Below are 13,274 nucleotides of genomic sequence, written 5' to 3' on the forward strand. Positions count from 1 at the left end.
GGCCCATCTATCAGAAGGGAGGCGTGCCGCAAGATTGTCGATCAATCTAAACTAAATTTAATATAGGCGTAATTCGTCATTTTTGGCATATTTATGACAATGATGGATATGAGTATTTGATGATAGGATATTATATCTTATCAATAGCTGAAATCTCTATGCATATATTGCGATTATTGCTTCAACATCTGCCGAAGACTTTGCAAGACAACAGACATTTGACGATGGAGTGATCCCCCAAGCCAGGGCAATCCATGCCCGGATGTCTGCTTCACTCCCCCTGATACAATTGATATGGACCGTCATGCCTCGGCGTAAGGATATATGGAGATGCGGGATACTCGCCCGCCCGCTGGAACATGTTCTGGCGACCGGCGCGATGGACGGGCCGGTCACCTGGCTTGCCGAGGAACCGTCCTTCCAGTTTCTGGCCGACCCTTTCGGCTTGCGCGACGAAGAGGGGCGGTTGCATCTGTTCGTTGAGCAATATGATTATCGTTCCCGGCACGGAACAATAGAAAGGCTGCTTTTCGATGAACATATGCAGCTTGTGGATCGCAACCCCTGCCTCAGCGAACCTTGGCATCTCTCCTATCCACAGGTCTTTGCCGCAGACGGCGCCGTCTGGATGCTGCCCGAAGCGCACCGGTCGGGAGCCCTGACGCTTTATCGCGATCATGGCGATCTTCTGGACTGGCGGCCCGAATGCCGCATCGAACTGGATTGCGTGCCCGTCGACGCCACCATCCTCCGGCGGGACGGACGCTGGTACCTGTTCTATTCACCAGCGACGACCAGAACCACGAAGCTGGCCCATCTTCATGTCGCCTGGGCGGACAGGCTGTGCGGCCCATGGATTCCCCACCCGGCCAATCCCGTGCGGATCGACCCCCGTTCCTCCCGTCCGGGCGGGACCGCTGTCACGCTCGGCGACAGGATCATGCTGCCGGTGCAGGATTGCACCGCCACCTATGGCGGCGCACTCAGGCCCCTGTGGATCAATCGCCTGGATGAGCGGCAGTTCGAGGCGGAGGCCGGCGATGCCCTGATACCCCCCGCCGACGTCGGCGACTACAGCCAGGGCATGCACAGCTTGACGGCATGCGGCGACATCACCCTGTTCGACGTCAAGCGGATCGACGCATCGCTGCGGGGCCTGGCGCTGGACGTTCAGCGTCAACTGGGACGATTTCGTTCAGGATCGCGCCGCCCGTAGCCGCAAACTGCGCCCAGGAAAAGCGATCCAGCATGTCGGCCCGCGCGGCCTGCCCCATCGCATGCAGCCTTTCCGGCTGCGACAGCATGGTCTGGAGCGCCCGCGCCAGAGCGTCGGCATCGCCGGGCGGAACGATCAGGCCGGTCGCATCCTGACGGATGGAATAGGGCAGTTCCCCCACCGACGACGCCAGGACGGGAAGCCCCGCCGTCAATGCCTCATGCGCGGCGATGCAGAATCCCTCCGACCGGGAGGGTTGCACATAAGCATGCAGGTTCGAAAGAAAGGCGTGCGGCTGATCAACGAAGCCCGGAAAGGCGATGGTGTCGAGCGCCGCGCTCGCTGCCATGGCCTCAAGTCTTTGCCGTTCCGCGCCCTCGCCTCCAATCACGAACTGGACGGGAGTAGCGGGGGTGAAGCCGCCAGCCTTCAACCGGGCCAGCGCAGCGATCAGCAGGTCATAGCCTTTAACTGGATGCAGGCGGCCAAGGCTGCCGATGCGAAGCCATTCGCCCGGCTGCCACGGCCGCGCCTCGACCATTGCCGGATCGGCCGCGAAGATAGGCCAGCATCTCAGGCGCTCCAGCGGAACCCCGAGCCGTTCCGCGGTCAGGTCCGTCACGGACCGGGAATCCCCTACCCACAACGTCGCGCGCCGCGACAGCAGCCGCATGAGGCGCCGGTTCCAGGGCTTGAGGAAGGCCGCATGCTGCCAGCAGATCACCGGCAGGCCCATGGACGGACCAAGGATCAGGCTGAGGATCGTCGCGCGGCTCAACGACGACCAGATATGGGTCGCGCCCCAGGCCCGCAGTTCGCGCCGAAACCAGAGCGCGGCGGCGACATGGTCCGTCAGGCCGCCCTCGCGCACGGCGGGATCCAGCCCCGCCGCCGCCATGGCGGGAAGGCCCCGGCGATCCCGGGGGGTAAGCGCGAACAGGCGCACCTGCGCTCCGCCATCGCGGAGCACGCGGGCTATGGCGGGAACGGGCTGGCTTGCCCCTCCCCCCTCCACGGAGTTGATGACATAGGCGATCCGCGGGCGGCTCAATGAAGCTGGCTCCGCCGCCACACCAGGCCTGAAAGCAGGGCGCTGGACAGCAGCGCCTGCCCCACCGCCTGCAAACCGGCGCCCATCAGGCCAGCTTCGCTCAGCAACCATGGCAGTATCGGAAGAAAGATCATGCTGGCGAACAGGTTGGCGCTCATCGACAGGGCGGGATATCCCATAGCGGACAGGGCCGAGCTGCACGGCGGCCCAATGACCGCGATCATGCGCGCGGCGATCAGCACGACCATGATGCCGCCCGCCGCCTTGAACGCCGTCCCGCCCAGCAGCGTGATGATCGGCGTCGGGAAGAGTGCGGCGATCAGGACGACGGGCGCCGCCGCGGCCAGGGCGATACCCACGACCCGGACCAATGTCCTGCGCAACGGAGCGCCGCCTTCGCCCGCCGCCACCATGCGCGCCAGTTCGGCATAGGCGGTGTTACCCAATATCTGCGCGGGTTGGGCGATGATCACGGTGGCGCGCTGGGCGATGGCGAACAGCCCGGCCATGGCCGGTCCAAGCACCCAGCCGACGATCAGCGGCGCTATGCGGCCGGCCAGTTCGTTCAGCGTGACATCCGCATTGCTGGCGACCAGGAAGCGCCAGATGCCGGGATTGTCGGTCCTCGCGCTGCCGCTTTCGGGACGATGCAGGACGGGGCCCAGATGGCGGCGCGCGCACCACCACCCCATGCCCCAGAGCACCGCGAATTCAGCCAGCGCGGCGATCAGCCATGCGACCAGAAAGCCGGCGATGCCCCATCCCGTCAATAGCGCCAGCAGCGCGCCGGCCAGTCGGATCGTCGGCTGAACCACATTATGCACCCCGATAAGGTCGAAACGGCCGATCAGTTGCAGATAGCCGGCAGGTACCGAACGCACCGATCCCAGCACAGCGAAACTATAGGGAATGGCGAAGGCGACCGTCTGGGGTGGCCAGCCAAGATGCGGCCCGACGAACGGGGCCAATATCATCGCCACCAGGATCGCTGCGGCACCCCCGGCGAGTTCGACCGTGGTGCCGAACCGCAGAAGCCTGGCGAGCCGATGGGGCGAATTGTCCGCCGTCGCCTCCGCGCCATAGCGAATGATCGCCTGCCAGGCGGGAAATTCGACGATACCGCAAACCGCCGTCACATAAGCATGGACCAACACCAATATACCATAGTCGCGCGGCCCGAGGGCGCGGGCCGCGATGACGAGGTAAATCAGGCTGATGACACCCGCGCCCGCCTTTCCGCCGAGCACAAGTCCCAATCCCTTGAATATGCGCCCTGCAATTCCAACGCGTTCCGTCATGCCGATGGCGAAGCCCAATCCTTGTTCCGCAAGGCGACGCCCATGCTGTTGCGGGCGGCAAGGCGGCGCCCCAGGAAATGATAGAAATACCAGTCTAGCGCCCTGCCGGGCAAATAGCGATAGAGCAATCGCTCTGCCCTGGTCCAGCTTACGGCATCGCGTGATACGCGCCGTTCCGAGGGGAAACAGACATGGTCGGGATGGTAGACCACGCGGCCATGGCGCATGATGCGATGGACGATTTCATGATCCTCCAGCACATAGGGCCAGCGCGCTGCGTCGAAGCCGCCGCCGGCGCGCAGCGCCGCGGTGCGGAAGGCCTGCGCATAGCCGCCGGCATGGCATTTGGTCGCAAAGCGCCGGCCCTTGCGCAGGATGAAGGCGATGCGGCGCTGCGAACGCATATCCTCTGCCGGCGCATAAAGGTCGATCGCCATCACCGCCGCGGCGCCGTCATGATGGCCGAACAGGGCGATGATGCGCCTTACATAATCGGACGGGTAAATGGTGTCCGCGTCGCAGGTGGCGACCAGCGGCGTATCGACCTGCGCCAGACCGGCCGCCAGCGCATTGATTTTCCCCGGTGTGGGGCAGGAGAGAATTCTCGCGCGGTCGCCCAGAGCCGCGATATGGATGGCCGCTTCGGCCGCGCCTCCATCCGTCGAACCGTTGTCGATCAGCAGCAGCAGGAAGCGCTCGTCATTCTGCGCGACAAGGCTGTCGATCGTGCGGCCGATCCATCCCTGTTCATTGAAGAAGGGAAGGATGATGGTCAGCAGCGCCGTCACGCCGCGCGAACGGCCGAAAGGGGATCACGACCGGTGCTTCGGCGCTCTGCCAGCATGGCGATCACCTCCGCCGCCCTTTCGGACGAGGGACGGCCATTCAGGTCGAAGCTCTCGGCGAACAGCCTTTCCTGTACGGCGCGGTATCTTTCGTGGTGCAGAGCGTCCGCGCGGTCGAACGCGGAACTCAGCGCTGCGGGATCGGAAATGACTTCACCGGCTTGCCAATGGGCGAAGTTGGGATTCCCTTCCCATTGGATTGCGTGGCTGTTCAGGAAGATGCAAGGGCGCGGACGAAGCAGGAATTCATAGATCTGGCTGCTCGCATCACCCAGGTAGATGTCGGCAGCGGTCGTGTAGCTCATGTCCGTGGACGCGCGGCTGCCCAGGTCGATGTGGATGTTGTCCCCGTGCAGATAGCGGTTTTCGATCACGCCCGCCCGGCTGATCGTCAGCCTGTCGATGGTGACCACGAACGGCCGTTGAAACAGCATGACATGGGGCGCGAACAGCAGGGCCCGATCGTCATGGCGCTGGAAATGGTCAAGCACCTGCCGCCCATGCCTGTACCAGGACGAAAGGTGCGGCGAGGGATGCGGATTGTAGAGCACGGTCGGCCGATCGCGCTCCACATGATAGCTGCGTCCAGCCTGGCGGATCATGTCGAACTTGGGATAGCCGACGATGCTGATGGCGTCCGGATCAACCTGCGCTTCGGTTATCAATCGGCGGCGGATCTTCTCGCCCGAACAAAGGACATGGTCAAAGCGCGCGCTGGCCTTGTCGAAACCAATGGCACGGTCACCCGCACCGTGGCGGGTATGCACGATGAACAGATTATCCAGGCGATAGCGCGACCTGAGCAGCAGCGATGTTTTTTCCGCGACGACCAGAATATCAAGGCTGCGGAAGAAATCGAGATTGTCGCGATAAACCAGCAATTTGGAGGCCGGGACGACATGTTCCAGCAGCCGGCTGATCCTGGCCGTAGAGGGGGAGAGCGAAAGTTCCACATGCTGGATTTTCGAATCCAGCCATTCCCCGGCCAGTCGCCTGACTTCGGCGGCCAGTTGACCGTTGGTGGTGGCGACCATGATTTCGCCTGCAAAGCCCCCCTTTGCCAGCGCGATGGCAATAGGCAGGCTGTGGGCGATCTGATGAATCTGATCGTGGTTGAACAGAAATCCTATGCGCATTTGCCTGTGACGCCACCGCCACCAGCATACCGCAGCCCGGATTCCCGAAAGCTGCAAAAAAATTCCGGGTCAGCAATCCTGCCCGTCCAGAAAGGCGATGAGATCGGAGGCAAACGCCTCCGGCGCTTCCATCGCGGCGAAGTGCCCGCCGGCAGTCATTTCCGTCCAGCGCACGATATTATAGCGCCGTGCGGCGAGCGATCGGTCGGCCAACGGGTAAAATTCGCCTGGAAAATGCGCAATCGCGGTCGGCACTTCGACCCGCCCTTCCTTGCCCTGTTCATGGGACGAGCCGTGATACATCCAGATCGATGAAATCACCGAGTCCGTGACAAGATAGGTCATCATGTTGGTGATCAGCTGATCGGTCTGGAAACCGTTCGCCCCCGTGCTCCGCCAGTCGCTCCATCCATGAAATTTTTCCAGGGTCCAGGCCGCCCAACCGAGGGGATTGTCGTGCAAGGCGAGCGCCAGTGTCTGCGGCTTCGTCCCCTGCTGATGCAGATAGCCCGATTCGGGATAGGTGAGCGATGCGAGCTGTTGCCAATAGGCTTGCAGTTCCGGATCGGCCGATGTTCCGGGACCGTCGGGCAGGTAGAAGTTGAGGTGGAGGGCGGCAACGGCATCGGCATGCCAGATGCCTAGCTGCGTCGCGACCAGCGATCCGAAATCGCCGCCCTGCACATGGAAGCGGGGATATCCCAGAACATCCACCATCAGCCTGCGCATCAGCGCGGCCATGGCCTTTTCCCCCAAGGGACGAGGCGGCTTGCCGGACCATCCGAAGCCGGGAATGGAGGGCACGACGAGCGGATAGCCCGCATCCAGAAGAAGGGGGATGACAGCCTGAAACTCGACGATCGAACCCGGCCAGCCATGCATCAGCAGAATGGGCAGTCGTCCGGCCTCGCCGCCGGGTGCGGGAATATGATAGAAATGCAGCAGCACGCCATCCACCTCGGCCAGCGCCTGCGGCCAGCGGTTCAGCATCGCTTCCTGCGCCCGCCAGTCATAATCGTTGCGCCAATGATCGACAAAGGCGCGAAGACTGGAAGCGTCGGTGCCATAGCGCCAGTCCCTGTCGTCCTGTGGCGCATAGCCGATGCGGCTGTCGGCGAGCTTGCGGTCGATCCGGTCGAGCGTGGATTGCTCCACATCGATGACAAAGGGGCGAGGGGTCGTCATCTGTCCTGCCCCATGCTCCGGAAGGCCGGCACAATGGGAGTGGCAATCGAAAAGCCGCCGTCCATCACGAGAACATGACCGGTCAGGAAAGCGGCGGCGGGCGACAGGAGAAAGGTGATCGCCTTAGCAATTCCGTCGGCCGTCCCGAGCTCCGCCGTCATATGATGATGCCGCAGCATGTCCAGCATTGCCGGATCAAATGCCGTCTGTGCCGCCGGCGTCATCACCAGACCGGGCGCGATGCAATTGCTCCTGATGCCCTGCTTGCCATATTGCACCGCGATCGATCGCGACAGGCCGAGCAGGCCCGCCTTTGCAGTGCCGTAACAGGTCCTGGTATCTTCCCCGCGCAAGCCGCCAACCGACGCGACATGGACGAAGGCGCCGCCGCCGCGATTGATCATCGAGGGTATGGCAGCGCGCGCCAACAGCGCTGGCCCGATCAGATTGACCGCCAGCAACTCCTGCCATAATGCCGCGTCTATATCCGCGACCTGTTCGTCCCGTCCGTCCGTCCGCACGGCGTTGTTGACGACAAGGTCGATGCCGCCCTCATCATCGATGACCTCTCCCGCCAGGGCCGCGATGCTGACGGGATCGCCCATGTCGACTGGCCTGACGACGCAATCCAGGCCATCCCGGCGCAGCGAGGCCTGCGCACCGAGACTTCCCGGTTCGTCGATATCCGCCATCCAGACCCGAGCGCCGGATGCCGCCAGGCTTCGGACCGTCGCGAAACCTATGCCGGAGGCGCCCCCCGTCACGATCGCGACCTGGCCATCCAGTCTTGTGTCCATTCCGCACCCTTCTTCAGCCTGGAGAGACGACTCCGCCAGCCATCGGCCCAAGGGCGCAGCGAAGCGCAGATGGCGGAAGCTCAGGTTCCGCCATCATCGCAGCTTGTTCAGGCCGCGATGCGATCGCTCGCATCGAGGAAGCGGGCAGCCAGTTCGCCGGTCAGTTCCCCGTCCCGCTGCGCCAGGACGCCGTTGACGAAGGTGTAGCGGAAGCCGCCCACCGGTCGGCGGAACCGCGCCTTGCCGCCCGGAACATCCTGTACCTTCTTCTCGACATCCCAGTGCAGCTTGTCGAGGTCGAAGACGGCGATGTCGGCTATCGCGCCTTCCGTGATGACGCCGCGGTCCTTCAGCCCAAGGATGAGCGCCTGATCGCGCGACATGCGCTTCACGGCATTTTCCAGCGTCATGTCGGGGCGATCACGCACGTGGCGGGTGAGAACGAGCGTGGTGTCGCCCGCGCCGTCGAACATCCCGATATGCGCACCGGCGTCGCTCGCGCTGATGATGCTTTCGTCCGCCGCCAGCAACTCGCCGACGATGCGCTCGTCCGTATTGGTGAAGGGATAGACGAACTCGGGTTCGAAATCATTTTCGAGCACCCAGTCAGCCAGAATGTCGGACGGATGGCCTTCGCGCTCGTCCAGGACGACGTCGAACGTCTTGCCGATATAATTCTCATATTCCGCTTTCCCGACCTTGACGATGCGGAAGCCGCGGATCATGCCGCCGCTCGGGAAGCCTTCCTTCACTGAATCCCAGTCCGCGCGCGCCTGCGCCCGCCATTCGGGATCGGCCAGGCGCCGCCGCTTTTCCTCGATCGCCATGCCCGGCTGCACCACAGCATTCCAGCTGGGCACATAGATGAAGACCATCGCCTGGTGGAAGTTCACCAGCAGTTCGATCGATCGTGGCGAAGCCAGGAAATGGAAATTGGCGCCCTTCGCCCGCTCTTCCCTGGCCATCTTCATCAACCGGGGATGGTAATCGGGGTCGTCCGGGCGCTGATAGATGCCGTTGGACAGCACCGGCACGCCGCCATGCTTGATCGAATAACCACAATATTCCCGCAGGTCCTTCTCCTGCTGATCCAGGCTCCCCATGTCCGGGATCACCTGGAACACGCCCTTGTACTTTTGCGCGATGCCGAAGATGCCAGCCAGTTCGCTGTTGTCCGCATGGAAGCTGGGCACCAGATCGCCCTCAGGATTGCGGTCGAACCGCGAACTGGAAATGCCGAAGGCGCCTGCCGCCATGGCGGAATCGAAATTGGCGGTGATCCGCCCGATCTCTTCGTCGTTCGAGGCGCGCGTCCAGGCATCCTGTCCCAGTTCGAAGGTGCGCAGCAGCGAGTGGCTGACCAGGGACGCGACATTGACGCCGAACCGGCGGCTCCGCATCTCGGCGGCATATTCTTCAAAATTTTCCCAGGTCCAGGGAATTTCCTGTTCGAACGTGTCCTTCGGCAAATCCTCGATATAGCTGAAGAGCGTGGCGAGATCGGACACGCTTTCCTTGCGCACCGGGGCGAGGCCGAGCGAGCAGTTACCGATCAGGACGGTCGTCACGCCATGCTGCAGGATCGGATCGCACGACGGATCCCAGAACAGCGAACCGTCATAATGGGTGTGTGTGTCGATAAAGCCGGGGCTGACATAACAGCCCGAGGCGTCGTACACCTCGGATGCGCCCGCCACCAGATCGGGCCCGACCTCGACAATGCGGCCGTCCGCCAAGCGAACGTCCGCCGCGAATGCAGGCGCACCCGTGCCATCGATGACCTGACCGCCCTTGATCAGGACACTCCCCACATTCTTCGACACCTTCATCTCCTTCAGTCGCAACCATCAAGCTATCATGCCGGTTTATCCCCATGGATCGCGCAGCCAACGTCCCACCGGACTAAGACCGGCGAACGGCTGCTGCTACTCTGCCTTTGCTGGAGCAAGGAGAGGTATTGATGACCGAAGTTTCCCAAGTCGCATATTCGACGCAGGACATAAAGGCTACCGCGCTCGACATGATCGCCAGGGACGGCGTCGGCCCGTTCTATTTCGCCGAATTCCCGCTTTACGACCTGACTTATCAGGGCAAGGCCGCGCATTATGACAGGATACAGGTCGCCTTCGGGTACAAGGGGGATCTGCAGATCGAACTGCTCCAGGTGCCAGCGGGTGGACATTCCATCTATGCCGAGGGGATCGCCGGGCGACGCGAACTGTTCCACCACAGCTACGTCAAAAATGACGAGGATTATGATGCGATCGTCGCCCGTCATGAACAGGCCGGCGAGATGGCGACCTATAAGGGCGTATCGCTCGCAGGGGATGACCGTATCCGCTTCTGCTATGTCGATGCGCGCGAACGGCTGGGCCATTTCGTGGAGATATTGGAAACCAACAAGATGGTCGGTCCCGCCGCGAAGATTTTCGACGCCTATGAACAGATAAAGCGGGCCGCCAGGGGCTGGGACGGAAAGGATCCGATCCGTCAGATGGCCGATCTTTTCTGAACGCAGATCAGCCCGGCGGACCAGCCCGCAATATGTACGGGTCAACTATGATCCGGGTTCGCAAGCCGCGCGCGCAGCCGCCTCATACATGGACAGGGCGCGCTCTTCTGGCGGCACCTTGCCGAACAGGGCGGCCTGTGGCGCTTCCACGCCGATCACCAGATCGGCCGGCGCCCAGTCCAGCATGGCCCGGATCGGGAATTCCCCCGTTCCCGGCAACATCCGGTTGAGCGCCTCGTCAAGCGCATCGACCGGCGGCTTTGCCAGCCCGTCGCAAATCTGGATCGATCCGACCATGTACGGATCGATCCCATCCAGCCCCAGCAGGCCGCCACTCGTTCGCATGAGGTGCAATATATCGAGGACGATGCCGCCATTGGTTCGGCCGGCATCGCGAACGAAATCCCGAACGGCGGCAATCCCATACAGGCTCCTGCATGCCGCGAAGAATTCCACATTGACCCGAATGCCATGTTCCGCGGCCATATCGCAGGTCCGCCGATATTTGGTCAACGCGTCGGCCCGGTCCGCATTCTCCCAGACGATCGCCGTCGCCGTACGCGCCCCCAGCGCAGCGCCGCATTCCAGCGCCCGGCGGAAACTTTCCGGGTCCGCCTCAGGCGTCAGGTTGAAGCATTCCAGATTGAGCAGGCCGACGCCCGTCTCCTTCATGCGGGCAAGCATCTCCTGCCGCTTTCCCAGGTCCCCAACGACCTCATCGACCTGCATTTCGGGGGTTGGCGCATGGGCAAAGATGCTGACGAAGCGAAATCCTGCCTGCGCCGCCGCGTCAACGAGCTTGGCTCCGTTCAACTCCGGCACGCCGAGCGGCTCCAGGCAGAAGTCCCGGCCGCTCACAATGCCCTCCTGCACTTCGTTACGGCTGGTTTCAACGCATCGATCATCCTGCTTTCCTCATTCCGGATCGCCCTCATCTGTCGGCTATTCGGCGGCAAAGGGCATTTGCTGCCTGAGATTTTCATGAAACAAGATCGGCCCCAGTTCATTGCGGCCGAAGAGGATCGCATCCTGCGCGCCGCTGGCGAGGCCGCGCTGGATCTGGAAGCTGGCCAGATAATCCTCGTCCGCGACCAGCTTCGCCACGCCATCCAGCATCGTCTCGGCCTGTGCGGCCGCCAGATCATTGTCGGCCAGATCCTTTTTGACGCCGTAGACCAGCCGGCTAACGGAACTGCCCGGCTCCGCCCCTGGCTGGATAACCTGCGCAATGATCGCCGAATCCCATATCGTCACCATCGTGCCCGGAAACATCAGATATTGGGGGTTGATCATGTCTTCTCTCAGCGGCTCCCATTGCGCCTCCGGAATGTCGCGCAGCCGGTGTATCGAATTCTGGCAGAAGGTGATCAGGATATGCGGACCGAAGCGGTCGAGCGCCGTGCAGTTCGACACCATGAAACGGCCGACGCTGTCCCGATGCAACTGCGCGAAATGATACGCCTCCAGATGTCCTTCGACGACCAGCTTCCAATTGGCGGCCTGCACGGTTCGCGATCCGACCACACGATAATCGGCAAGCCGCTGCTCCAGTCCCATATGCCGGTCCGCGCCGGCCATCCACTGGCCGATGTTGAACGAGATACCGGGCGTCAGGACGATGAAGATCAGGCCCGATCGTTCGGCGGCAGCCAGTTCCGTGAGGCCGCGGCTGGCCCGGTCCACCGGGCCGAAAGTGGCGGCATCGGCGACGCCCAGCAGGCGTCCCTCATTATCATATGTCCATCCGTGATAGGGGCAGGAAAATCGCGTCTGCCGGCCGCTGCAATTTTCCGGTGCAACAACCGCGCCGCGGTGGCGGCAGACATTGAGGAAAGCCCGCAATCCCGTTGCCGTGCGGGTGATGAGAACGGCCGTGTCCAGGATCGTCAGGGACAGAAACGACCCGGCGTCCGGCAATTCGCAGGAGAGCGCGACCGCAAGAGGCTTCTGCCTGTAGATTTTCTCGACCTCGCTCGTCCAGATCCGCCGGTCGAAATAATCGGTGACCGGAACGCGCATCTGGCTTTCGGCGGCATCCGTCGTCTTCGCCTCAGCATGGGCGAGAAGTCGTTTGGCCAGGCCGATCTGTATCGCCTTGTCCATATCCTCCTCCTGTATGTTGCGGCGGTCCGGGCTGGCCGTCCGTCCGCATCATGGGAATGGCGTGATCAACACCTTGCACTGTCGCGGCGACGTGCGCAGAGCCTCGAACATTTCCGGCACGGCATCCAACCCCACCGTATCGGTCACCATGTGGCGCGGCTCGACAGCTCCCGCGTCCAGCACATTGACCGACATTTCAAACTCGCTGCGCGTATAGAGCTGCGGGAAATGGAGCTGCAATTCGCGCATGCCAAGGCCAGCCGGAACGATGGGGTCATCGCCAAAACAATAGCCAAGGGAAACCAGCCGTCCGCCATGCCGCGCATAGGCCGCCGACGCCATGAGCAGGCCGGGGCGGCCGACGCATTCGACCACCACATCGGCCGCTTCCCCCATGGGCAATTCGCCATAATGGCGGGCAAAGCCGTCGCCGCCGGAGGGCGCCTGGGGCAGGAAGACGCCGGTCGCCCCCATCCTTTCGGCTATCGCCCGACGTTCAGGGACTTTTTCGATCACATAGGTCCGGGCGGCACCAAAATGGCGGGCCCAGAAGAGAGCGGCAAGGCCGATCGGCCCCGCGCCCACGATCGTCACCACATCGCCCGGCATGATCCGCGCGGCGACGATGCCATGAAGCGCGACCGCCAGAGGCTCAGCCAGTGCGGCATCGTCGAGGGACACCGTGGATGGCAATCGAATGGCGGAAGTCGGATCGACCGCGACATATTCGGCATAGCCGCCTGACGTGAACCGCATCGACGCACAGCGGGCCGGCATGCCCTGACTGCATGCGGTACAATGGCCACAGCCGAAGATCGGCATGACGGCAATCTTGTCACCCGCCGCGACCCCCTCGACGCTCCGTCCGACCTCGACAACCTCGCCGCTGATTTCATGGCCGAATATCGTGCCGGGGGGCGGCACATAGCCATGCCCCTCCGCCATGTGCAGATCGGACCCGCAAATGCCGCACCGAGCGACTTTCACAAGAACCTGATTTGCCGCCGGCGCCGGATCGGCAACTTCATCGACCGCAAGCGGCTGGCCAACCTCCCTGAAAAGGACTGCGCGCATAGGAACCCTTCATCATTCGGCGATCGGCTGGCGACGCGGACGGTGGATGCCCGGCCG

The 13,274-nt window shown here is 62.8% G+C and carries 12 protein-coding genes; 2 read left to right on the forward strand and 10 right to left on the reverse strand.

Annotation, left to right across the window (positions count from 1 at the left end; all coding sequences use genetic code 11):
• Window positions 1-304 precede the first annotated feature (304 nt).
• A complete protein-coding gene (locus ACN9MX_RS14895) occupies window positions 305-1,216 on the forward strand; it encodes a glucosamine inositolphosphorylceramide transferase family protein (RefSeq protein ID WP_363829144.1) in 912 nt (303 codons plus the stop codon).
• Here the strand turns inward: ACN9MX_RS14895 and ACN9MX_RS14900 are convergent.
• The 7 genes from ACN9MX_RS14900 to ACN9MX_RS14930 all read right to left on the reverse strand — a co-directional run bounded on the left by ACN9MX_RS14900 (window position 1,128) and on the right by ACN9MX_RS14930 (window position 9,351).
• Window positions 1,128-2,267: a glycosyltransferase family 4 protein gene (locus ACN9MX_RS14900; protein WP_363829146.1), complete on the reverse strand. Its 1,140-nt coding sequence runs from the start codon at window positions 2,265-2,267 to the stop codon at window positions 1,128-1,130. The two genes, ACN9MX_RS14895 and ACN9MX_RS14900, sit on opposite strands and share 89 nt — an antisense overlap.
• Window positions 2,264-3,565 (reverse strand): lipopolysaccharide biosynthesis protein, encoded by a 1,302-nt coding sequence (locus tag ACN9MX_RS14905; RefSeq protein ID WP_363736423.1) that lies wholly within the window; start codon window positions 3,563-3,565, stop codon window positions 2,264-2,266. The genes ACN9MX_RS14900 and ACN9MX_RS14905 overlap by 4 nt, the downstream gene beginning before the upstream one ends.
• Window positions 3,562-4,353, reverse strand: coding sequence for a glycosyltransferase family 2 protein (locus tag ACN9MX_RS14910; protein ID WP_363752389.1), 792 nt, complete (start codon window positions 4,351-4,353; stop codon window positions 3,562-3,564). The genes ACN9MX_RS14905 and ACN9MX_RS14910 overlap by 4 nt, the downstream gene beginning before the upstream one ends.
• The gene (locus ACN9MX_RS14915; protein WP_363829148.1) at window positions 4,350-5,546 is read right to left on the reverse strand and encodes a hypothetical protein; all 1,197 of its coding nucleotides are present in this window, start codon (window positions 5,544-5,546) and stop codon (window positions 4,350-4,352) included. Before ACN9MX_RS14915 ends, ACN9MX_RS14910 begins: the two co-directional genes overlap by 4 nt.
• Before the next feature lie 69 nt (window positions 5,547-5,615).
• A complete protein-coding gene (locus ACN9MX_RS14920) occupies window positions 5,616-6,731 on the reverse strand; it encodes an epoxide hydrolase family protein (RefSeq protein WP_363829151.1) in 1,116 nt (371 codons plus the stop codon).
• Window positions 6,728-7,528 (reverse strand): SDR family NAD(P)-dependent oxidoreductase, encoded by an 801-nt coding sequence (locus tag ACN9MX_RS14925; protein ID WP_363829153.1) that lies wholly within the window; start codon window positions 7,526-7,528, stop codon window positions 6,728-6,730. Before ACN9MX_RS14925 ends, ACN9MX_RS14920 begins: the two co-directional genes overlap by 4 nt.
• A 107-nt stretch (window positions 7,529-7,635) precedes the next feature.
• Window positions 7,636-9,351 (reverse strand): N-acyl-D-amino-acid deacylase family protein, encoded by a 1,716-nt coding sequence (locus ACN9MX_RS14930; RefSeq protein WP_363829156.1) that lies wholly within the window; start codon window positions 9,349-9,351, stop codon window positions 7,636-7,638.
• Window positions 9,352-9,488: 137 nt separating this feature from the next.
• Here ACN9MX_RS14930 and ACN9MX_RS14935 point away from each other — a divergent pair, with 137 nt between their 5' ends.
• Window positions 9,489-10,040, forward strand: coding sequence for a hypothetical protein (locus tag ACN9MX_RS14935; RefSeq protein ID WP_363829159.1), 552 nt, complete (start codon window positions 9,489-9,491; stop codon window positions 10,038-10,040).
• A 45-nt stretch (window positions 10,041-10,085) separates the two neighbouring features.
• On the opposite strand, the gene ACN9MX_RS14940 is transcribed toward ACN9MX_RS14935, so the two are convergent.
• The 3 genes from ACN9MX_RS14940 to ACN9MX_RS14950 all read right to left on the reverse strand — a co-directional run bounded on the left by ACN9MX_RS14940 (window position 10,086) and on the right by ACN9MX_RS14950 (window position 13,217).
• Complete coding sequence (locus ACN9MX_RS14940) at window positions 10,086-10,898, reverse strand: sugar phosphate isomerase/epimerase family protein (RefSeq protein ID WP_363829162.1); 813 nt, start codon at window positions 10,896-10,898, stop codon at window positions 10,086-10,088.
• 84 nt (window positions 10,899-10,982) lie between these two features.
• Window positions 10,983-12,143, reverse strand: a complete 1,161-nt coding sequence (locus ACN9MX_RS14945) for an aromatic ring-hydroxylating oxygenase subunit alpha (RefSeq protein ID WP_363829165.1) — start codon at window positions 12,141-12,143, stop codon at window positions 10,983-10,985.
• Window positions 12,144-12,191: 48 nt separating this feature from the next.
• A complete protein-coding gene (locus ACN9MX_RS14950; protein WP_363829168.1) occupies window positions 12,192-13,217 on the reverse strand; it encodes a zinc-dependent alcohol dehydrogenase in 1,026 nt (341 codons plus the stop codon).
• Window positions 13,218-13,274: the final 57 nt, after the last annotated feature.

The sequence above is a fragment of the Sphingobium sp. R-21 genome, from assembly GCF_049913335.1.
In the GTDB taxonomy this organism is placed as follows: Bacteria; Pseudomonadota; Alphaproteobacteria; order Sphingomonadales; family Sphingomonadaceae; genus Sphingobium.